Raw genomic sequence first — 20,877 nt, 5'->3', positions numbered from 1 at the left:
CGAACCGCACGGACCACCGGCGCGGCGGCCACCGCGGTCATCGGCTGCGCCTGCGTCCTCCTGCTGACGGCCTGCACGGGCTCCCCCGCCGCCTCGGCCCCCAAGAACGGCGACGCCCCGCCCACCGCCCTGGCCGGCCTGGCGGGCGCCGAGCGCCACGCCGTCCCGCACGGCACCGGCAGCCGCACCCCCGACGACTTCAACGGCGACGGCCACCGCGACCTCGTCCTGGACGACCTGGTGAAACCGGCGGCCGACAGCCACGGCGACGACGCCGGGATCGGCATCGTCTACGGCTCCGCCACCCGCGGCCTCGACCCCTCGGTACGCCAGCTGCTCAGCGCACGTACGAACGCCGCCAAGTCCGGCGACACCCTCCCGGCGGCCTTCGACGCCGAGGCGTCGTGCGATCTGGACAAGGACGGATTCACCGATCTGATCGTGGCCACCGACCCCCCGTACAACGGCATCGGCCGTCCGCCCGTCCCGCTGCAGATCCTGTTCGGCTCGCCCGCCGGCCTCACCGGCAGGGCGGTCACGCTCCGCATCCCGGACCGGGCCCGCTTCGGCAACGAGTGGCCCGACCACCCCGTCTGCGGCGACTTCGACGGCGACGGGAAGGCGGACCTGGCCGTGACGGCGAGCTCGGGCCGGTTCAGCTTCCTCCGGGGTCCGTTCACCCGCGACGGCCGCCCGCACGCCGCCGGCGGCACGATCCCGGGAGCCGGCCCCGCCCTTTCCGCCCCCGAGCCCCGGACGGACACGAACGGCGACGGGTACGACGACCTGGTGTACACCGCCCTCCCCCATGACCCCGGAACCGCCGGCAAGGGCACGCTGCTGCTCGGCAGCCCCGACGGACCGGGCCGCCCGGGCGGCCCGTACCGCTTCGGCGCCCCGGCCTCGGCCCTCCCGACGGCACCACTGCGCCAGACCGCGGGCAGCTCCGGCACACCCCGTGCGGAAACGACCCTTCTCCAGCGGTACGCGGACTTCGACGGCGACAGGAAGCCGGACACGGTGGTCCGCACCCACCGGGGCGAAACGGCGGACCTCATCGCGCTGTACCCGACGGCGACGCCGGACCGCCCGCTGATCACGTTCACCAGCGCCCTGTTCACAGCGGGCTGAGGACAGCCCCCCAGGGTTCCCTTAGGGGATGTCACAGGTAGGCGGCAAAGGCGGCCCAGTTCCCCCGCCCCGCCCACCCGACCCCTGCGGACCAGGTACGTTCGATTACGTGGCTGGATTCAGGATCGGACGCGGCCGGGACAACCGCACCCCGCAGCAAGCGCAGCAGCAACCGCGGCAGCAGCCGTACGGCAATCAGGCACCACCGCCGTACGGGCAGCAGCAATGGCCGCCGACGGGAGGTGGTGGAGCGCCGCACAACGCCGGATACAACAACGGTGGCGGCTACCAGGGCGGCGGGGCCGACGAGCCCGAGTACTTCGCCGACCCCTACCCGCAACCCCATCACCCCCAGCACCCCCACCAGGGCGACCCGTACGCGAACAGCCCCGGTCACACCCAGGCCTTCAGCATCAACGAGGACCCGTACGGCGACGGCAACACCTACCGCGCCGGCCAGGCCCCGGCCCAGCCCGCGGGCCCGCGCCTGCACTGGAAGCAGCTGCTGAGCGGCATCGTGACGCGCCCCGCCGCGACGTTCTGGCAGATGCGCGACTACCCCGTCTGGGGCCCGGCGCTCGTCGTCACGTTCCTCTACGGCCTGCTGGCACTGTTCGGCTTCGACCAGGCCCGCGACGACGCGATCAACGCCCCGGTCGGCAACGCGATCCCCTACGTCATCATCACGGGCGTCGGCTTCGTGCTCGGCGGCCTGGTGCTCGGGGCGGTCACCCACACCCTCGCCCGCCAGCTCGGCGGCGACGGCGCGTGGCAGCCGACCGTGGGCCTCTCCATGCTGATCATGTCGATCACGGACGCCCCGCGCCTGGTCTTCGCGCTCTTCCTGGGCGGCGAGAACTCCCTGGTCCAGATCCTCGGCTGGATCACCTGGCTGGCGGCCGCTGCCCTGCTCACCTCGATGGTGAGCAAGTCGCACGACCTGCCGTGGCCGAAGGCACTGGGCGCGTCGGCGATCCAGCTGCTGGCCCTGGTCTCGATCCTCAAACTGGGCACGATCTAGAAATGACGAGAGCCCCCGCGCCCCTGGAAGGGGGCGCGGGGGCTCTCGTCATTTCCGTCCGTCTGTCCGTCAGGCGTCCAGAACCTGCCCGCTGCGCCGCACGACGGGCTTCTCCACGCTCCAGGGGAAGTTGATCCAGCGATCGGTCTTCTTCCACACGTACTCGCACTTCACGAGCGAATGCGACTTCTCGTAGATCACGGCGGAGCGCACCTCGGCGACGTGGTCGACACAGAAGTCGCGCACCAGCTTCAGCGTCTTCCCGGTATCGGCGACATCGTCGGCGATAAGGACCTTCTTCGCCGAGAAATCGATGGCATTGGGCACGGGCGCCAGCATGACGGGCATGTCCAGCGTGGTGCCCACACCCGTGTAGAACTCCACATTCACCAGGTGAATGTTCTTGCAGTCCAGCGCGTACGCCAGCCCGCCGGCGACGAACACCCCGCCCCGCGCGATGGACAGCACCACATCCGGCTCGTACCCGTCATCGGCCACGGCCTGCGCCAGCTCCCGCACGGCGTGCCCGAAGCCGTCGTACGTCAGGTTCTCCCGCACGTCGTCACTCACCGGGCATCACACCTGCGTCCGGTGGAAGTTCATGAACGAACGCGAAGCCGTCGGCCCCCGCTGTCCCTGGTACCGCGACCCGTACCGCTCGGAGCCGTACGGGAACTCGGACGGAGAGCTCAGCCGGAACATGCACAGCTGACCGATCTTCATCCCCGGCCAGAGCTTTATCGGCAGTGTCGCCAGATTCGACAGCTCCAGGGTCACGTGCCCGGAGAACCCCGGGTCGATGAACCCGGCCGTCGAATGCGTCACCAGCCCGAGCCGGCCCAGCGAACTCTTGCCCTCCAGCCGCGACGCGAGGTCGTCGGGCAGCGAGATGACCTCGTACGTGGACGCGAGCACGAACTCCCCGGGGTGCAGGATGAACGCCTCGTCCCCGTCCGGCTCTACGGTACGGGTCAGATCCGCCTGTTCGACGGCCGGATCGATATGCGGATAGCGGTGGTTCTCGAACACCCGGAAATAGCGGTCGAGCCTCACATCGATGCTCGACGGCTGCACCATCGACGCGTCGAAAGGATCAATACGTACGCGTCCGGCGTCGATCTCGGCCCGGATGTCCTTGTCTGAGAGAAGCACCCACCGAGGATACGCAGAACGCGCGGGCCCGCCCCCATCGGGCCGCCCGCGCGCCTGTCGCCATCTTCCCGGAAGCCCTATCGCTCCTCGAACACCACGGGCACGGCATGCCGCAACCGGGCGCAACGAGGACAGCGGATAAGCCGCCCGGGACCGATCCGCCCGGACCCGAGCTGCTGCATCGGGAACGAGGCGGTAGCGAAAACGTGCCCTTCGGCACAGCGGACGACAGTGCGCTCCATGGAGTCCATCAAGTCCCTTCCCCATCAAGCCGTGGACGAGAAAGCCACATTAGGGGATGAACAGGACGCCACCGCACGCGGCACTCCGACCACCCACGCTACGCCCCCAACTCCCGCACAACACACCCCCGTCCACCACCGACTCGCCCCGCCGGACTCCCGCCGGAGCCTCACGCCAGGGCTCACGCCTCGGAGGGTCCGCCATGGGGTACAGTGTGGGACGATGCGTCGCTGGTCAGCCAGTGCGTTTCGCGGGTGTAGTTTAATGGTAGAACATGAGCTTCCCAAGCTCAGAGCGCGAGTTCGATTCTCGTCACCCGCTCCATGACGAAGGCCCTGGTCGGAGACCAGGGCCTTGTTTGTTGTCTAGACCATTTTTAGGGCTCGTGCCATTCGCGTGCCATAACGACCCTTCTCATCTGCATCGATAGTGGATCCGCCGCGCATGAGGGCGAGCGCTCCGCCACCAGGTCCCGCATCGTGAGATCGCTTCCAAGTCGCCTGCGTCGCGTACGCGGTGCGGACTGTCTACTCCTTTGCGATCAATGCCGCGCAGCCCGTGGGGCGGACGGTCCGGGAGGCCGTGGCACCAGCGGGTGAACGGTCGCGCCGCCGCCCCCTGAACCTATAGCCGCCTGCTGGCGGCGTACATCGAGATCGATGTTGGCAGCGAGCCTGCGCTGATGTTCCTTGGTGGAGTGCTGATAGATCAGCTGCGCGCGCTCAGAGGACTGACCGGCCCGGACCATGAGGTCCTTGAGCTTGGCACCGGTGTCGGCCGCCAGCGTGTTGCCCGTGTGCCGGAGGTCATAGAAGCGGAAGCCTTCGGGCAGCCCCACCTTGTCCCGGGCGCAGCCATTCACACCGGCCAAACGACGACGGGTACGTCTCCTCGATCCATCGGCCGACGGCTGCTGACCGCAGCCCCCGCGACAACAAACAAGTGCGAAAACAGCCCCACCGGGGGCAGAGCCGGACCTACGTGCAGCACGAGGGCTGCCTCGGTTACCGATCGCGGACAATCCTGCAGGCGACCGGCGACAAAGCCGGATGTTCCGCGACGGACGGCGGATGCCGGGGGGCATGCACACCGGCCTGTCCGGCACCCGGATCACCTGTCCGGCAGTCACCTCGCGGAAGGCCGCGCCCAGGCCGGGACATCACCGGTATCTTCTGAACACCCAAGATCGACTCACGGTCGTCCGGTGACGCCGTAGCCACCCACACCGCTCCGGCGCACCGGCCACGGGACCCACACGCTCCAGCACCGGATGAGGACCTCCATGCATCGAAGACTGTGGCGGCGAGCAGCCGCCATGAGCGCAGCCACCGGACTGATCACGGCCGCAGCCCTCATCAACTCGGGCCCGGCCATGGCTGAGGACGGCACGCGCATCACCCTCCGGGACGAGGTTTTGCCGCCCGACGCCGTCTCCTTCACCGATGTGACCATCACCGGCGAGGTACCGGACAAAGGGCACCTGGTGCTGGCCTTCGGGACCGGCCCGCTCGACGGCACGGGAGAGCACGCCGGGTGGCCGTCATCCCTCACCATGAGTTTCACCGAATGCCAGGCGATCGCCGACCACAAGGCCGTCTACACGTGTGACATGGGGCGCAACTACCAACGGCCGCCGCAGTTCGTGGTGTCGAAGGAAGCCACCGACACCGCCCTCTACCGGGGATACGCGTACCTCCCCCCGGGCGGAGACCTCGGCGCGGCCATCGACGCCGCCCGCAGCGCCGGCGTCCGGCCCGCCACCGCGACCTCCGGAATGTCGACGGCCGTGGTCAAGTCACGGAAGCACGCCCTGCTCAACACCGTCGACTTCGACGTGCCGAACGTACCCGCGGGACAGACGGTACGGCAGGGCCTGCGGGTGCACGCCAACGACTCCGGGGTGCTGAACCTCCACTTCGACACCGCACCCGGTCAGGTCGACTGGCGCTCCGAGCACATCCGGTTCGGGAACGTCACCACCGACGCTGGCGCCTCCTGTGCCACGAGGTCCCCCGAACTCATGGCCGATCTCAATTTCATCAACCTCTTCTGCCACCTGGAACCCGGCGACCACACCATCAACTACGACCTCACCCCGGCCCCGGGCACCCACGCATGGCGCCTGCAAGCCGAGACGTCGTACGACATCTACACCCGCAGTGGCATGGGCGACCCGAACGTCTACGAGGCCGGGGCCTTTTCGGTCGAAGGCGCCCCGGTGTTCCCTCGGCACGACCTTCTCGCGCGCAACGCCGCCGGGCAGCTGTTCCTGTACTCCGGAAGGGGCACCTCCGCCGCCCCCTTCCTCTCCCGCAGGCCCATCGGCAGCGGCTGGCAGGCGTACGACAAGCTCACCAGCCTCTCACCGCTGACCGAGAACCTGGACTATCCGCGGGGCGCCACCCCGGCCGGCGCCACACGCGGCCACGGCGAGCTCGTCGCGCGCGACCGCTCCGGCCATCTCTGGTATTACGACCGGCAGTTCGATCCGTACGGCGAGCCGTACGCTGCCCGCGTCAAGGTCGGCAGCGGCTGGAACATCTACGACCAGCTCACCGGCGCGGGCGATGTGAACCACGACGGCCGGCCGGACCTCGTGGCCCGTGACGCCTCCGGGACCCTGTGGCTGTATAAGGGCACCGGCAGCACCGGCGCCGCGCGGTTCGCTCCCCGCGTCAGGATCGGCGGCGGCTGGGGGACCTACCGTCAGTTCGCCTCGGGCGCCGATCTCAGCGGCGACGGCCGGCCCGATCTCGTCGCGCGCGACGCCTCGGGAGTGCTCTGGCTGTACAAGGGCACGGGCAAGGCCACCGTCCCGTACGCGAGGCGCGTCAAAATCGGGCCGGGCTGGCAGGTGTACAACCAGCTGTCCCTCAACGGGGATCTGACCGGTGACGGCAAGGCCGACGCCACCGCCCGTGACGCCTCCGGAGTGCTCTGGCTGTACAAGGGCACGGGCAGCCCCACCGCGCCCTTCGCCTCCCGCAGCAGGATCGGCGGCGGCTGGAACGCGTACAACGCCGTCCTCTGACCGGCTCCCACCACCGCCCCCACAACCGAAGGGCTCACCGGCCGCGTGCCGGTGAGCCCTTCGCCCTCGAGACCGCTTCCCGGTCCTCCCCCGTACGGCATCTCCCGGGAGCGCGCCGGGGAATCGGCCAGGTCGTCACAGGGCCGGTCACCAAGATCGTGCCGTCCGGCGTCTTCGTCCGCATCGAAGACCGGGAGGACGGCTCCGAAGGGCTCGTGCACACCGACGAGCTGGATCAATCGCCGCAGGACGTCATCGAGGTCGGCGACGCCGAGACCACCCTCGCACAATGCGAACAGGTCTTCGGCGACACCCACCCCAACACGCTGATCAGCCAGAAGAACCTCGCTAATGCTCGCAAATACATCGAAGTCACACCTCGAAAAGACACATCAATCTAGTGGGCAGAACCGGCACGGATGCGCCTCTCAGAGAGGGCCTTGTTTATCGTCTAGCCCATCCAAGGGCTCCGCGCCCTCTGCGTTCCCTAAGACGCAACAGAATGCTGTTTCGCGAGCCGTTCGCGACCCACTCCAGGGAACACCTATCCAGGCATCTCGCATCACGAGACGTAGTTCTTATGCCCTGGGTCATCGTTCGGGCGATCAGTGCGAACTCTCCACTCGATGCGGGCAGCAGTTCGAACAGCCGCACATGAGCAGCCAGCGTCAGAGCGGAGGCCCAGGAGAGAAGAACGTGCTGATGCTTCGCGTCAGACGTGACGCCTCATTGAGCCCATACCGCGCCGCCAAAAGCACGTATACGGCCACAGGGAAGGCCAGTATCGCCAATGGCACCATCAGCTCCGCCGGCACACCTAGCCACGCGAGGAGCAGCGAGAAAAGCGTTACACAGAGTACTGACCACGCGCACGCCTTCGCCAAGCGGAGGCCGTCCACCCGATCCGGTGCCAAAGAGCCCTCTCCAGATCCCTCGCTCGGAAGCAACGCCTCCGGAAGGATCTCCTGAAAGCGATCGGCGGCGATGCTGCTCGCGGCAGTCGCGGCAAGCAGACCAAGCTTTCGCGCCGCGCCCTCGCGATCCCGCATAAGTGCGTCTGCCGCCTGCGTAAACGCCGTGTCCACCAGCCTTACGTGGCTTGTGAGTTCCTTTCGGATTGCCCGGCCAGCCCCGAACGCAGATGCAGCATCTCCGGCGACCTCCCGCAGGGGAAGGCCCACTCTTCTGACCTTCTTGCGGAGTCTCCCAGCATCCGTGTAGTGGCTTTCCGCCATACCGACCAGATCCCCACTGCCCGAGAGCAAGCTGAGGAGTGGGTAGAGCGGCTCGTAGCAGCGCGAGATGTGCTCCGCGCGCCATAGCGACCACACGAAGACGAGGACCATCGAGATGCAGACGATGGCCCCAGTCGCCCGCGGGTCGCCCCCAGGTCCGAGAACGTAAGCAGAGTAGGACCCGCACGATATGGGACCAACATCGAGGATCCCGCCAGGTCGACAAGCCGGGCGGTAAGTAGCAGCGCCCGTAACGCCCAGAGCCCCGAAGGCGATCAGCACTCGCCGCAGTCTAAGTAGATAGGGGGCCCACCGAAATGCGAGTGCCTTACGGACACTGTGTGCATCGAAGGCGACACCCAGATCAGCCGCAGCCTTTTCCGCCCGCCCAACGTGCTTCTCGACCTGCCAGTTGTGCACGCCCCGTACTGGATGCCGTCGCTGCGGCGATCCTGCACCACTCACCGTTCCCCCTGTGTCCTCGGTGAGAGGCAGCGTAGATGCAACGTCTGACAGCACGAGCGAAAATGGACATCCCCGAGGCGTATCCGCGTCTCCGCCACTGCGGAAGCGAGCGGCACGTCGACCGGACGAACATCATTCCGCCACGTAACGAGCCCGGCTGCATTCCAACAGCCCCGGGCAAGTCTGCTCGCTACGCTGCGCGAGCACCCTGCGGCGCAACAGCACAGCCGCCCCAGCCCGTTGGGCACGAACCGGGTCATCAATGCCGTCCGCGACCTCCCGCTGTCGCACCCCGTCCGAGTGCTGGTAGATCAGCGCCGCCTTATCCGAGGATTGCCCGGCGCGGACCATCGTGTCCTTGAGCGTGGCAGTTGACTGGGTAGGCAGTGGATACCACCGTCCTCGAACCCGCCGACGCGACCAGTACGGATCAAGCGCTGCGCGTGCTGCGCACGCTGGCCTGGCCGTTCGTCGAGACCCCGCCCAGCCCAGCACTCTGCGGGTTCCTCTTCACCGGCCAGGACACCATGCGCCTCTACCTCGCAGTCGAGAGAGCCGACGGACTGATCGCGGCCGACGTACAGCTCACCGGCGCGTTGACCGCCCTGCTCGCCGCCCTGCCCTCGCTCATCGGCGAAGAGGAACGCTGGGTGACAGACGCATCCGACCCCACTGTGTCCACGCAGTCGACCTGACCACGTGGTAACGACTGGACACACCGCACCAGGGCGCCCCGAGAGCTGGCCTGCTGCGTCCGAACAGCCGCATTCTGCTGGTGCTCACTCGGCAATCATCATCGGCCACGCAGCCCGGATCGGGCAGCGTCGTCCGAGCAGCCGCACGTACGGGAGGCCGTGCCACAGCGTGCCAGAAGCGGCGGTAAACAGCGGTCACCAAGGGTGCCGACGGAGCAGCCTGGACGATGCACCGGTGCGCGTTTCCACAGGTCAGATGCTATAGGCGGGACCAATTGCCGGGTGATTCCCAAGCTCAGAGCGCGAGTTCGATTCTCGTCACCCGCTCCATGAAAAAGCCCCAGGCCAACGGCCGGGGGCTTCTTTGTTGTCTGGACCACTTCAGGCACTTCGTGTCATTCGCATGCCAGACTCTCGCTCATCTCCCCCGCAGGGGCCATTTCCTTTCGAGCTCGATGACTGAGTTCTTGCTGGTCAGGCAGAGGGCCGAGGTATCCGTGGCAGGCAGTCCGCGTCGTGTCGGTGCGGTCGCGGAGGTTCGGGATGCCGTCAGTGATCGGGCTGTTGAAGAAGCGGGAAGGCATCGCCGCTCAGCGCGGAGCGGATCTGGGCTCCGCCATCCGGGTAAGGAGCCTGCGGCACCTGCCCGTTGACGCCGAAGACCGACGGTCGTACCGTCGCCGGACAGAGATGTGACCATCGTTCATAAACAAGAATATGAGGTGGGGTCATGGGGCAGCGCAAGGTCGTGGTGTCGGGTGGCGGTACGGGGATCGGGCGGGCGGTGGCCGAGGTCTTTGCGGCGGACGGCGACCACGTCGTCCTCATCGGGCGGCGCGAGGAGCCCCTGGAGAAGGCCGCCGGAGAGCTCGACGCCGCGCATGGTGCGGGAACGGCCTCCTGGGTCGCCGCCGATCTGAGCGATCCCGGCCAGGCCCGCAGAGCCGTGGAGTTCTGCACCGCGGGCGGCGCGCAGGTCGACGTGATCGTCGCCAACGCCGGCGGCAACGTCGCACCGGCCCACGACGGCACCCTCGAAGGCGTCGCGGACAGCTTCCGCCGCAACTTCGAGGCCAACGTGCTCACCGCCGTGCTGCTCACCGAAGGATTGCTGCCCCACCTCACCCGGCCCGGCGGGCGGATCATCCAGATGTCGTCTATCGCCGCGCTGCGCGGCCCCGGTTCGTACGGCGGCTCCAAGGCCACCGTCAACGCCTACACCGTCGACCTGGCACAGAAGCTCGGCCCGCAGGGCATCACCGTGAACGCGGTCGCTCCAGGCTTTGTCGCCGACACCGAGTTCTTCGGCGACCGGGCCACGCCCGAGTTCGTCGCCGCCCGGACCAAGCAATCGCTGACGGGCCAGGCGGGCCGTCCCTCGGACATCGCCGCCGCGGTGCACTATGTGGCGTCACCTGAAGCGGCGTACATGACGGCGCAGATCGTGCATGTGAACGGGGGTGCATCACTGGGGCGGTGACGGTCCATGACCTGGTCATGAGCGCCCGTGCGGAACTGACCACGGGACTGGACGAAGCGGGCGCAGCACGACTTCCGGAACATGCCCGCCGAAGGCCGTGACCCGGTCATGAGTGCCCGAGCGGAACTGGTCACTGCCGAAGATCCGTACTTCCGGGGAATCGACGCCGCTGCCTCGCTCCCGCACTGGATGACCGTCCGACCGCCGGCCTCCACGAGCCGCGGTGGCCCCCACATCGCGGACTTGGCCGGCGGATCGGTCCCACTCCTGGGCCGCCCCTAGTTTCGCTGGTCCGTCGTCTCGCTCAGGTTCGCCTGGATGCGTGCCAGGGCTTCCAGGGCCGGCAGATGCGTGAGGCCCTCCGAGAGGGGGAGATGGGAGGGGCAGAACCACACGCAGTGAGCAGGGTGACCAGCCCAGTCATCCGGATACGTCTCTGTGGGCCGGAAGCTCACGAGGGTGAAGTCCTTGTACTCGAAGCTTGAATGCCGGGGCGGAACACGGCATATGTCGCAGGACGGCGGCATCATCGGGCGTTCTCACTCTCTGACGGGTCGATCCCTGATCGCCGCTCACGGTAGCGGACCAAAAAGAACGGCAGGCTCGCCGAACGGTCGGCAGGGGTGTTGCTGGTTCTGGCAAGGTCGGAGCGTATGGACTGCGCCTTCTGCCACCTGACCCGGGACGATGCCGCACGGTGGGTGGCGCGGGGGCCCGTGGCCAGCGCGTTCGCTCCGCTGAATCCCCTCGTGCCAGGTCACACCCTGGTGATTCCCACCGCCCACTGGGCGGACATCTTCGACGTTCCCCCGGAGGACTTGGCACACACGATGGCGCTGGTCCAGCAGGGGCCCTTCGGAGCGGATGACAACGGTCAGGGGCGGTTCCCGGAGCCCGTAGCCGGCCATCCACCCCGTCCGACGGGAAGGTACGGTCCGAGCCTCTTGCGTAGAACGACTCGGCAGCCCGGACCCGGTTGATCCGCCGCAGGTCGTTGGTCTGCCACCTGCCGGGCTCGTTCGGCCCGGGGCGGGGGGACCGGCGGTGTCCCGGACCAGCCTCCACCCACCGCGGGTGCCCGTGGCCTCAGTTGAGATCGCGGTACGTGTTCCAGCCACCGCCGATCAAAGCTCGGGCGCGGAAGGTCCCTGGTCCCGGGGCGGTACCGGTCGAGGAGTAGCGGTAGAGGTGGCCGCCGCGGTCGGCGGCGAGGAGGTCGCCTCTGCCGTCACCGTCCACGTCCCCGATGGCTGCGAGCTTGCTGTAGATCTGCCAGCCGGCGCCCACCTTGACGCGGGGCCCGAACGGGGCGGAGGTGCTCCCCGTCCCGGCGTACAGGTACAGGACTCCCGCCGGTGTGCGGGCGACGATGTCGGCTCGCCCGTCACCCGTGTAGTCCCCCGCGCCGACGATCCGGTCGTAGGCGCCCCAGCCCCCGCCGACCTTGACCCGGGAGGCGAAGGACGGGACAGACGGGGGGAACTCGCTGCTGGTGCTTCGGTAGAGGTAGAGATGTCCGGACGTGTCGCGTGCGAGCAGGTCGCCCTTGCCGTCGCCGGTGAGGTCTCCGGGGCCGACCAGGGTGTTGCAGACACCCCACCCTCCGCCGATCGCCCACTGGCCATGGGTTCCGCCGGTCAGCCAGCCGTTCTTGCACACGGCGAGCATTTCGGGGCGGTTGTCGAGAGCGGTGTCGGAGGCGAAGGTGATCAGCCAGGTAGCGCTTCGGGGAGGTGCCGACGGCGCGGCGGAACGCCGCGAGGAACGCGCTCGGTGCCGTTCTCGTCGCCACGCTTCTCACGAAGCGCCGCTCGGGGGTCGCCGTCGAGGCCTGCGGAACCGCGGCGGAGGACGGGTAGCGTCCGCTCGCTCCCGAGATGCCTGGTGTGCGGAGCCGGCGGAACCGGGTAACGTCTTTGTCATGTTCTTCCAGACGCCGATGTACGAGTGAGAGCGTGACGGGCGCCTGCTGATGTCCTTCGACGTCGCCGCCCGTCCCCCCGCCGATGCGTCCGTAGATCACTTCACATCATGACCTGGAGAACCCGTGACCGTGAGCAAGAACATCAACAACCCCGTGGGCATGGGCGGCGGCAAGCGCAAGAGGCTGTCCCGCACCGAACGGCAGAACAACGGCCCGCACCGCAACCTCGACCGCCAGGGCGCAGCCGACCGGAAGGCCGAGCTGGTGCGCAAGATGCGCGAGAAGGCCGGCTCGGCCGAGGGCGCCGGGCAGACGGGCGACGACTCCGCCGAGAGCTGACGACCCACCGCCGCAGGGCGGCACGTACCGCACGAGGCAGGGCCCGGACCGCGACGCGCGGTCCGGGCCCTGCTGCCGTACCCGGGTCTCGGCACCGGTGTGCCGTTCAGACGAATGTCAGCATCGGCAGCGACGTCAGGTGCTCCTCCGGGATGCCGAAGGCTTCCGTCAGCGTCGGCAGATGCGGGGCGAGTCCGGATGTCAGCGTGCGCGCCGCATCGGGGAGGGCGCGGACCTGGTCGGTGGTGAGTGCGTTCTCGACCAGCAGGAGTCCGCTGAGCGCGGGCAGCCGGTCGAGCAGGAACAGCGCGCGCAGGTCGTCCAGGGCGGCGCGGGTGCCCGGGTCGGTGACGTCGGCGCAGGCCGTGGCGAAGGCGTCGGCGGCCTGGCCCACCGCGTACGCCTCGACCAGGGCGAGGGCGGCGGCGGACGCGTGGTTCCAGCGGCCGAGGGCGTCGCCGCCGGCACCGTCGCGCAGGTCTTTCCGCGCGGCCAGGTGCCAGTGGCGCTCGGCGGCGGCGAGGGCCCGGCGCAGGAAGGCGGGGTCGGTCAGGGACTCCTGGCCGGTCGCCGGCGGCGGTGCCGGGAGCATCGGGTGACCGAAGATCATCTCGGCCCCGGCCTTGCACCAGATGGCCAGGTTGTCCCCCTCGGCGGTGATGGCTCCGTCCACGTTCGCGGCGAACTCGGCCATCCCGTTCACCGGGAACAGGGCCCTGGCACCGCAGCGCTCCCGGCTCTCGATCGTGATCCGGCGCGCCTGCCAGGTGATCCAGCCCTTGGCCACCGCGACCAGCCGTTCGCTGTCGGCCCGGTCCTCGGGGGCGTGGGTGATCCAGCGGTCGGTGACGGCACGGTGCAGGAAGGTCATGGCGTAGGCGGTGGCCGTGCAGGTGAGCAGCCGGGCGTGATGACTGCGGTGCGCGGCCAGCGGGAGGCGCTGTCCGGCGGAGGGGCCGGAGATGTGCCGGATGCCCGCGTAGCGGACCGCGATCGCCAGGGCCGCGCGGCTGCCTCCGAGGGTGCTCGCGCTCATGCACAGTTTTCCGACCGTCACCCGGCGGATCGCGTGCAGGAACCGCTTGCGCGGGCTGCCCACGGCACTGGTGAAGGTGCCGTCCGGCAGCAGTTGTCCGTGCTCCCCCTGGATCAGGGCGGTGCGGGGCAGACGTACCCGGTCGAAGCCGGTGGCGCAGTGGTCCACGGAGCTGCCGACGCGTTCGGGCAGGAGGGTCACGGTGATGCCCGGCAGCGTTCCGTCGCGGTCGCTCAGCGGGGTGAGGAACAGGAAGACGCCATGGTCCCGGTCGTCGACCAGGAGCCGGGCCGCGACCACCGCCGTCTTCGGCCCGCCGACGGAGCTGGTGTTGGGCATGAACTTCTGCGCGCCCTCGTGCGGGGTGTGCAGCACGAACTCCTCACGTTCGCGGTCGTAGCGGGCGGTGGTCTCCAGTGCGGCCGCGTCGTTGCCGTGCGCGCGCTCGGTGCACAGAAAGGTTCCTGTGCGGTTCAGTGCGGCGAACCCGCTGAGGTCACGCGCCGGTGAGGTGCCGTCGTCGAGCAGGCTGCCGAGGAAGAGGTTGTAGTGGATCCCGGCCACCGTGGCGGTGGCCCCGTCCACCACCGAGGTCCACTCGTGCAGGGCGGCCAGCCCACGGGGGTCCCGGGCCAGGGACTCCGGGCACAGCACCTCTTCGTTCAGCGCGCGCAGCCGGTCGTAGGACAGCTGCCACCGTTCCTCGGCACGCGTATGGACGCGATGGCGGAACCGGTCGGTCGAGATCACCTTGCGCCAGAGACCGTGGGCGTCCGGGCCCTCGTCTCCGTCCCGGAAAAGGATGTCGGTCAACTCGGACAGCCGAGGGGTGAGTTGCTCGTCGGTCTGCACGTGCGCATCGATGTTGATCATCACGTCCGACCCAACGAGCGGGCCGGGTTCGCGGAAACGATCTCTGCGTATCCGCATCGCCTCCCGACCGGGGGCGCCCGGGGCCGTCCGGAGTCCGGCAGGGCCGAATGCCCGGAAGGAACGATTCCGCACACCCCGTTCGGGCGACGCGGCGCTTACCTCGCAGACGGTCCGGGCAGCGCTTGCCCTGATCTCCGTACGCCCGAGAAAAGGTGAACCCCCCATGCGTCTCCGCTCCTCCCTGGCCGCGTCGGCCGGCGCCGTCGTCCTGCTCCTCGCCACCGCCGGTTCGGCCTCGGCCGCCAACGGACAGTTCCGCTACACGTACATGACGTCCGACGGCTACGAGGCCGTCGGCTTCATGAACGACCCCGACAGCGCCACGTGCATCAACATCCAGGGGCCGGGATCCGAGCCGGGATCCGCCGCGTACGCACCCAAGAACCGCACCGACGCGGTGGCGACCGTGTTCCTCGAAGCGGACTGCACGGGTGACGCCTACTTCACCCTGCGCCCGGGCGGCGGCGCCTCGGACCGGCTGCTGGTCCGCTCGGTCGTCTTCTCCTAGCCCGGCGGGGTATCGCTTCCCGCGGTGACCGGCCAGGGGCGGTGGGGCCGTCGGCCCCACCGCCGCAAAGCGCTCCGGCAGGCCACGCCCGGACCGTTGTGCCGGCACCGCCCCGCTGCCGGTGATCCGCCGTGCCGCGGCCTCGCTGCCGCTGCCCGGCCTGGTCCGAACGGCCGGTTTCCCCTGCCTATCGTTGGCCCCATGGACGTGTTCGACGAGCTGTTGCGCGGTGTGCGGGCAAGGGTGCGGTGTTCGGGCGTTCGGTGCTGTGGCCGCCGTGGTCGCTGCGGTTCGCCGACGGCGCGTACCTGACCCTGTGCGTCCCGATGCGCGGCGCCGGATGGATCGTGCCGGAGACCGGGGAGCCGCGGCACGTGGCGCTGGGTGAAGCCGCGATCGTCCGGGGGCCCGCACCGTTCTCGTTCACCGACGACCCGGCGAACGCCACGACGGCGGGCGTACGGGAGGTCCACTGGGGCGAGGACGCGCCCGGCCGCACGGACCGGGACGTCGAACTCAGCGGGTCGACCGTGCTGTTGGCCGCCGCGTACGACGTACGGGAGCAGGTTCCGCAACGGCTCCTGCGTGCTCTGCCACCGGTCCTGGTGGTTCCCGACGAGCAGGACTGCTCGCCGCTGCGGGACTACCTGGAGGCGCAGATCGGCGGCGGCCGGCCGGGGCACCAGACCGTGCTCGACCGGCTGCTGGACTGGCTGCTGGTGTGCACGCTGCGGGACTGGTTCGACCGCCCGGAGGCCGAACCGCCGGGGTGGTACGGCGCACTCGGCAACGAAGTGGCAGGCCCCGCCCTGCGTGCGATCCACGAGGATCCGGCGCACCCGTGGACGACGGCGGAGCTGGCGGGCCGGGCGGGGGTGTCGAGGACGACCCTGGCGAAGCGGTTCACGGATCTGGTCGGGAACGGGCCGGCCGCGTACCTCACCGAGTGGCGGATGACGCTCGCCGCCGATCTGCTGACCCGCCCGGAACTGACGGTGGCGGCGGTGGCCCGGCGGGTCGGTTACGCGGACGCGTTCGGCTTCAGCGCGGCGTTCAAACGGCTCCGGGGCGAGCGCCCGAGCACGTACCGGCAGGAGACCGCCACCGCCCACGTGCCGGACCGCGCCGTACCGGCGGGCTGATCCGGGGACGGCGTCGTGCCGTGCGCCGCCTTCCGGACCCGCGCCCCGGCTCCCCTCAGCCCCAGGCGCCCGCCGCCGACGCGTCACGGACGAAGTCGGCGATGTCGCGCGGAGGGCGGCCGAGTGCTCTGCGGACCCCGTCCGTGACCGCGGCCTCCTGGCTCGTGCGGATCGGCTTCATCGCGTCCGTCCAGTCCGCGGCCTCCTCCTCGGGCAGTCCCTGTGCCACCAGCCCGGCCCGGAAGGCGGACTCCTCCACCGGGACATAGGCGGCCCGCACACCGGTCGCGTTCGCGATCTCGTCGAGTACGCCCGCGATGCCGAGAGCCCGCGGGCCGGAGAGTTCGTACACCTCACCGTCGTGGCCGTCCTCGGTCAGGGCCGCGGCGGCGACCTCCGCGATGTCGTCGGCGTCGACGAACGCGGCGGTCCCGTCACCGGTGGGCAGAGCGAGCTCGCCGGCCCGTACTCCGTCGAGGAAGACGCCCTCGCTGAAGTTCTGGGCGAACCAGCCCGGGCGCAGGATCGTCCAGGCGGCACCGGACGAGCGGACCGCCGCCTCGCCCTCCGCATGCGGGCCGCCGCCCTCGTAGGAGGAGCCGAAGTAGCCGGGGACGTCCACACCGCGGGCCGACAGCAGCACCAGCCGTCGTACCCCGGCGGCGACGGCCTGTTCGACAAAGGCGGGCGTCGGGGAGGGCGAGGTGTCCAGCGGGACGATGTAGACGGCGTCGACCTCGTCGAGGGCCGCCTGCCAGGTCGTCCGGTCGGCCCAGTCGAAGGTGGTCTCCCCCGACCGTGAGGCCGCTCGGGTCTCCACGCCCAGCTCGCGGAGACGCGCCACCGTCCTGCGGCCCGTCTTGCCGGTGCCACCGATCACCAGCACCCGGTTGCGGCGGTTCGTCGTGTCCTTACGCGTTGCTTCGGTCTGTGTCATACCCAGAGCCTGGCCGCACCGCCGCGCCCCGGCCATGGCTCATCGTCCGGGAGGGATGTCCGTGCGTCCGGGCGCGCGACCGGCGGAGAGCATGTCCAGGACGCCTCGGCCGCACGAGGTGAAACATTTCCCGGCGGCCACCGCATCTAAGAGGGTGTAGGCGAGAGGGGGTGACCGTTGAGGCAGTCCAAGGAAGGTGCGTTCCGTGAGTTCGCGGAAGCGCGTATGGGCCATCTGTTCCGTTCGGCGTGCCTGCTGACCGGCGGGGACACACATCTCGCCGAGGATCTCGTGCAGGAGGCACTCGGCCGGATGTATGTGATCTGGGGGCGTACGTCGCGTCTCGGGAACCCTGCGGCGTACGCGCAGACCGTGCTGGTGCGCTGCTATCTCGGACACCGGCGGCGCAGATCGGCGGGGGAACGGCCCAGCGGCGAACTGCCGGACCGGCCGGGCGAGTCGGCGGGCGACGCGTCCTTGCGGATGACGCTCCTCGACGCGCTGCGGGAGCTGCCGCCCAAGGACCGGGCGGTGATCGTGCTGCGTTACTGGGAGGACCGGTCGGTGTCGGAGACCGCGGACGCGCTGCACGTCAGCTCGGCTGCGGTACGTACCCGGAGCACCCGGGCGCTCGCCCGGCTGCGTGAGCAACTCGGTGGCAGCATCGGCGAGCTGGCCGTGCGCTGAGTCTTCTTTTTCTTCTTTCTTGTTCTCTTTTCCACAGGTGTGGGGACGGTGGTGATCGGCATGCTCGAAAACGGTGGCGGGAAGGACCGGGAGTCCTTCGAGGACGGTCTCGGCGCGGCGATGAAGCAGGCGGGGGAGGAGTTCTCCGTCGCAGGACGGCCGCTCCTGGACGGCGGGGTCGCGCGCGGCCGGCGCCGGACGGTGCTGCGCCGCAGCGCCGCGGTGACCGGGAGCGTGGCGGCGCTGGCGGTGATCGGGCTCGGCGGATCGTTCGTCACGGGTGACGTCGGCTCGTCGCAGAACGGTGGCGAGGTCGGGGGAACGTCCGCGGCGCTCTCCCCGGTGGCCGGAACACTCGCGGCTCTGCTGCCGGAAGGGCGGCTCAGTGAACAGCCGGCCGGCGGGGGTGGCGGTACGGACGACCGGAAGCACCCGCGTCCGGAAGGCGCCGCCTCCGTCGTGTACGACGACGGCCACGGGAAGGCCGCCCTGTCGGTGACCCTGGGCCGGGAGAACCCCGCCCGGCTGAACAAGGACGAGCTCTCCTGCCCGGACAGCAACGTGAACACGTTCGAGGACTGCTCCGCCACGAAGCTGAAGGACGGCTCGCGCCTCGTGCTGTTCAAGGGCTGGGAGTACCCGGACCGCCGCGAGGAGACCAAGTGGTGGTACGCGGACCTGCTGACGCCCGAGGGCTACCGGATCTCGATGTCCGAATGGAACGCGCCCGCGGAGAAGGGCGCCCCGGTCAGCCGCTCCACCCCGCCGCTGTCCCTGGACCGGATGAAGCAACTGGTCCGGGCCGAGGAGTGGCGCCCCCTCGTCGCGTCCCTCCCCGAGCCTGAGGAGCAGGCGCCCGCGCCGCCGGCCCCGAAGGGTCTGAGCGGTGCCGTGATCCTGGACCGGCTGACCGCGCAGCTCCCCGACGGTCTGACGGTGAAGGCGTCCGGGAAGCAGGAGGCGGAGTACGCGTACGTGGTGGTGGACGACGGCCGGGGCAAGAGCTTCGTGCAGATCAACGTGCAGCCGAACATGTCCGACGTCGAAGGCGACCTGTTCGGCGCCGGCACGGAGGTCCTGCCGGACGGCACGAAGGTCGTCACCCATGAGGGACCGGGCGAGAAGGGCGGTGAGGGCGTGAAGACGAGGCAGGTCGACACGATCCGCCCCGACGGTTTTCGTGTGGTGATCTCCGCGTTCAACACGGCGAACCAGAACGAGGCCGCCACCCGTGCGGAACCCGCGCTGACCCTCGCCCAGCTGCGGGAGATCGCCACGAGCCAGGTGTGGCGGAAGTAGGTCCGTTCCCCGACGGACGGTCCACCGACGGACGGTCCACCGGCACAAGGCCGGTGGACCGTCCGGGCGTTCGAGCGTCCGGGTCAGTGCATGAAGCGGTCGCAGGTGTCGACCCACTTGTGGGACCGGATGTTGTTGTTCATGTTGGCGCCGTTGCTGAACGTGTTCCGGGACAGGTTGTCGACGAAGAACTCGCTCGCGTCCAGGCAGTTGTAGCCGCCGCCGTAGTTCGCGAGGTAGTAGAACTTCACGATGTCGTAGCTGCCGGTGTAGCCCGCGTTGAGAACGGACGAGGCCTTGTCGCCGGCGTTGTCGAAGCCGCCCCCGGCGGCGTCCCAGTCGGAGTCGTTGCCCGCGGTGCTGCCCAGGTACCCGTTGCAGTACGTGGAGTCGTAGGCGTACACCTTCCCGTTCCGGCCCGGCCAGATGTCGTTGCAGTGGTTGGCGGCGGCGGTCGAGGTGGCCGCCTGGGCCGCGGTGGCGGGGACGGCCAGCCCGGCGGCTGCCAGACCGAGTGCGGCGATGGACATGCCCAGCTTTCGCATGGTTTTCTCCTGAGTGTCCGCCTCGTCAGAGGCATGGTGAACTACCTGGTGGATCCACGGCGTCGCGCCGCGGACGTGTGTGGGACGGGCGGGATCAGGCCCGCGGGCCGGTGCCCCGCCGGCCGGTGATCAGACCCGCGGGCCGGTGATCCGGGCCGCGCGTGTGTACGCCTCGCGTTCCAGCCGCCGGTGGGTGTCGATCAGCTCGCCGTACCGGTCGGGCAGAGTGCCGCGGTAGTACGACTCACGCTCCCGGGCGACGGCGCCCAGCGCGCTCTCGCGGGCGCAGCGCGCCTCGGCCACCGCGACGCGCTTCTCGGCCTCGAAGGCCTCGGACGCCTCGTCCGGGTCGAGGCCGGCGGCCCGCTGAGCCACCGCGTCCTGGGCGGCGGGCGGATCGGCGTACCGGTAACCGGCCTTGGCCATGCAGCGGGCCCATTCCGCGAGGGCGTCGGTGAACTTCTTGTCCCGGGTGATCCGGGGGACGTAAAGCGGCTGGAGGTTGGTGACGGCCTTCTTCGCTCGGAACCAGGCCTCCGGGTCCCCGTACAGCTCCTTCTCGGCCTGCGCCGAACAGCCGCCGAGCCGTCTGCTGATCCTTCCGGTGCCGGCCGGGGTCGGGATCTCGGCGGTGAGGACGGTGGCGTCGCGGCCGCCGTCGAGGGCCTTGTCGTAGGCCTGTCGGCGCTGCGGGGCGAGGCTCGCGCGGTACGTGCCGTTCGGGTTCGCCTGCCGGGCCCGGCCGGCCTTCTCCTGGATGCGGCTGCCGTAGCCGTGCTCGGCGGCCCACTCGACGTCGTCGTTGACGAAGCCGGGTGACCGGCTCTCCTCCAGGCTCAGCCGGGTACTGGGCCAGTACGCGAAGCCCGCGCGGTTCATGCACCGCTCGGTCAGCACCTCCGTGGCGTCGGAGACCCGCAGCCGCTCCGCGCGGGTCAGGTCCCGGCCCTGCCCGGCACGGGCGGGTGCGGTCGTCGGCTCCGCCCCTGCCCCGGTGGTGTTCGTTACGCACCCGGTCGCGGCGGCCGACAAGGCCGCCACGACCGCACACGCGGCGATGAACCTGCGCTTCAT

General features: G+C 69.7%; 19 protein-coding genes, 1 tRNA gene and 3 pseudogenes. 13 read left to right on the top strand and 10 right to left on the bottom strand.

All coding sequences use genetic code 11. The annotated features are described in order from the left end of the window. Positions 1-39 precede the first annotated feature (39 nt). On the top strand, positions 40-1,131 hold the full coding sequence (locus OG959_RS20055) for an FG-GAP repeat domain-containing protein (RefSeq protein WP_326666497.1): 1,092 nt from the start codon (positions 40-42) through the stop codon (positions 1,129-1,131). Between the two features lie 109 nt (positions 1,132-1,240). Next, complete coding sequence (locus tag OG959_RS20050) at positions 1,241-2,152, top strand: Yip1 family protein (protein ID WP_326660320.1); 912 nt, start codon at positions 1,241-1,243, stop codon at positions 2,150-2,152. A 69-nt stretch (positions 2,153-2,221) separates the two neighbouring features. On the opposite strand, the gene OG959_RS20045 is transcribed toward OG959_RS20050, so the two are convergent. Continuing rightward, positions 2,222-2,722, bottom strand: coding sequence for a phosphoribosyltransferase (locus tag OG959_RS20045; RefSeq protein WP_326660318.1), 501 nt, complete (start codon positions 2,720-2,722; stop codon positions 2,222-2,224). Between the two features lie 6 nt (positions 2,723-2,728). After that, on the bottom strand, positions 2,729-3,304 hold the full coding sequence (gene dcd / locus OG959_RS20040; protein WP_136326616.1) for a dCTP deaminase: 576 nt from the start codon (positions 3,302-3,304) through the stop codon (positions 2,729-2,731). A gap of 493 nt (positions 3,305-3,797) precedes the next feature. On the opposite strand from dcd, the gene OG959_RS20035 reads away from it, so the two are divergent. Then, positions 3,798-3,871, top strand: a tRNA-Gly gene (locus tag OG959_RS20035). A 217-nt stretch (positions 3,872-4,088) separates the two neighbouring features. On the opposite strand, the pseudogene OG959_RS20030 reads toward OG959_RS20035, so the two are convergent. Then, a pseudogene (locus tag OG959_RS20030) lies at positions 4,089-4,397 on the bottom strand (tyrosine-type recombinase/integrase); the annotation flags it as partial. Positions 4,398-4,862: 465 nt separating this feature from the next. Here OG959_RS20030 and OG959_RS20025 point away from each other — a divergent pair. Further along, positions 4,863-6,578, top strand: coding sequence for an FG-GAP repeat domain-containing protein (locus tag OG959_RS20025; RefSeq protein ID WP_326660313.1), 1,716 nt, complete (start codon positions 4,863-4,865; stop codon positions 6,576-6,578). Then, positions 6,485-6,979 (top strand): S1 RNA-binding domain-containing protein, encoded by a 495-nt coding sequence (locus OG959_RS38730; protein ID WP_442805752.1) that lies wholly within the window; start codon positions 6,485-6,487, stop codon positions 6,977-6,979. Before OG959_RS20025 ends, OG959_RS38730 begins: the two co-directional genes overlap by 94 nt. Positions 6,980-7,246: 267 nt before the next feature. On the opposite strand, the gene OG959_RS20015 is transcribed toward OG959_RS38730, so the two are convergent. Together OG959_RS20015 and OG959_RS20010 are read right to left on the bottom strand one after the other, a co-directional pair. Continuing rightward, positions 7,247-8,095, bottom strand: coding sequence for a hypothetical protein (locus OG959_RS20015; protein WP_326660311.1), 849 nt, complete (start codon positions 8,093-8,095; stop codon positions 7,247-7,249). 315 nt (positions 8,096-8,410) lie between these two features. Beyond that, positions 8,411-8,665, bottom strand: a pseudogene (locus OG959_RS20010) (hypothetical protein); the annotation flags it as partial. Here OG959_RS20010 and OG959_RS20005 point away from each other — a divergent pair. From OG959_RS20005 to OG959_RS38725, 3 genes are all read left to right on the top strand, one after another. Further along, positions 8,665-8,973 carry a hypothetical protein gene (locus tag OG959_RS20005; RefSeq protein ID WP_326666859.1) on the top strand — a complete coding sequence of 103 codons (309 nt, stop codon included), beginning with the start codon at positions 8,665-8,667 and terminating at the stop codon, positions 8,971-8,973. The pseudogene OG959_RS20010 and the gene OG959_RS20005 sit on opposite strands and share 1 nt — an antisense overlap. A gap of 730 nt (positions 8,974-9,703) precedes the next feature. Next, complete coding sequence (locus tag OG959_RS20000) at positions 9,704-10,453, top strand: SDR family NAD(P)-dependent oxidoreductase (RefSeq protein ID WP_124277767.1); 750 nt, start codon at positions 9,704-9,706, stop codon at positions 10,451-10,453. A gap of 653 nt (positions 10,454-11,106) precedes the next feature. Further along, positions 11,107-11,433, top strand: a complete 327-nt coding sequence (locus tag OG959_RS38725; protein ID WP_442805598.1) for an HIT family protein — start codon at positions 11,107-11,109, stop codon at positions 11,431-11,433. 106 nt (positions 11,434-11,539) lie between these two features. Here OG959_RS38725 and OG959_RS19995 read toward each other — a convergent pair whose 3' ends face one another. Further along, a complete protein-coding gene (locus OG959_RS19995) occupies positions 11,540-12,121 on the bottom strand; it encodes an FG-GAP repeat domain-containing protein (protein ID WP_326660306.1) in 582 nt (193 codons plus the stop codon). Between the two features lie 379 nt (positions 12,122-12,500). Between OG959_RS19995 and OG959_RS19990 the strand changes: the two genes are divergently transcribed. Then, the gene (locus tag OG959_RS19990; protein WP_306070729.1) at positions 12,501-12,716 is read left to right on the top strand and encodes a DUF6243 family protein; all 216 of its coding nucleotides are present in this window, start codon (positions 12,501-12,503) and stop codon (positions 12,714-12,716) included. A gap of 106 nt (positions 12,717-12,822) precedes the next feature. Here the strand turns inward: OG959_RS19990 and OG959_RS19985 are convergent, their stop codons facing one another. Beyond that, a complete protein-coding gene (locus tag OG959_RS19985; protein ID WP_326660303.1) occupies positions 12,823-14,625 on the bottom strand; it encodes an acyl-CoA dehydrogenase family protein in 1,803 nt (600 codons plus the stop codon). Positions 14,626-14,848: 223 nt separating this feature from the next. Between OG959_RS19985 and OG959_RS19980 the strand changes: the two genes are divergently transcribed. Continuing rightward, positions 14,849-15,193 carry a hypothetical protein gene (locus tag OG959_RS19980; protein WP_326660301.1) on the top strand — a complete coding sequence of 115 codons (345 nt, stop codon included), beginning with the start codon at positions 14,849-14,851 and terminating at the stop codon, positions 15,191-15,193. 201 nt (positions 15,194-15,394) lie between these two features. Further along, positions 15,395-16,335: pseudogene (locus OG959_RS19975) on the top strand (AraC family transcriptional regulator). Positions 16,336-16,390: 55 nt separating this feature from the next. On the opposite strand, the gene OG959_RS19970 reads toward OG959_RS19975, so the two are convergent. After that, on the bottom strand, positions 16,391-17,272 hold the full coding sequence (locus OG959_RS19970; RefSeq protein WP_326660299.1) for an NAD(P)H-binding protein: 882 nt from the start codon (positions 17,270-17,272) through the stop codon (positions 16,391-16,393). 177 nt (positions 17,273-17,449) lie between these two features. Between OG959_RS19970 and OG959_RS19965 the strand changes: the two genes are divergently transcribed. Then, a complete protein-coding gene (locus OG959_RS19965) occupies positions 17,450-17,959 on the top strand; it encodes a SigE family RNA polymerase sigma factor (protein ID WP_326660298.1) in 510 nt (169 codons plus the stop codon). A gap of 60 nt (positions 17,960-18,019) precedes the next feature. Next, on the top strand, positions 18,020-19,258 hold the full coding sequence (locus tag OG959_RS19960; RefSeq protein WP_326660296.1) for a hypothetical protein: 1,239 nt from the start codon (positions 18,020-18,022) through the stop codon (positions 19,256-19,258). Between the two features lie 83 nt (positions 19,259-19,341). Here OG959_RS19960 and OG959_RS19955 read toward each other — a convergent pair whose 3' ends face one another. Then, complete coding sequence (locus tag OG959_RS19955; RefSeq protein WP_326660294.1) at positions 19,342-19,803, bottom strand: hypothetical protein; 462 nt, start codon at positions 19,801-19,803, stop codon at positions 19,342-19,344. Between the two features lie 129 nt (positions 19,804-19,932). Beyond that, a complete protein-coding gene (locus OG959_RS19950; RefSeq protein WP_326660292.1) occupies positions 19,933-20,877 on the bottom strand; it encodes a hypothetical protein in 945 nt (314 codons plus the stop codon).

This window comes from Streptomyces sp. NBC_00385, assembly GCF_035917155.1.
Lineage (GTDB): Bacteria > Actinomycetota > Actinomycetes > Streptomycetales > Streptomycetaceae > Streptomyces > Streptomyces poriferorum.
The sequence above is the reverse complement of the archived record's forward strand: the minus strand, read 5'-3'. Positions and strand labels throughout refer to the sequence as shown.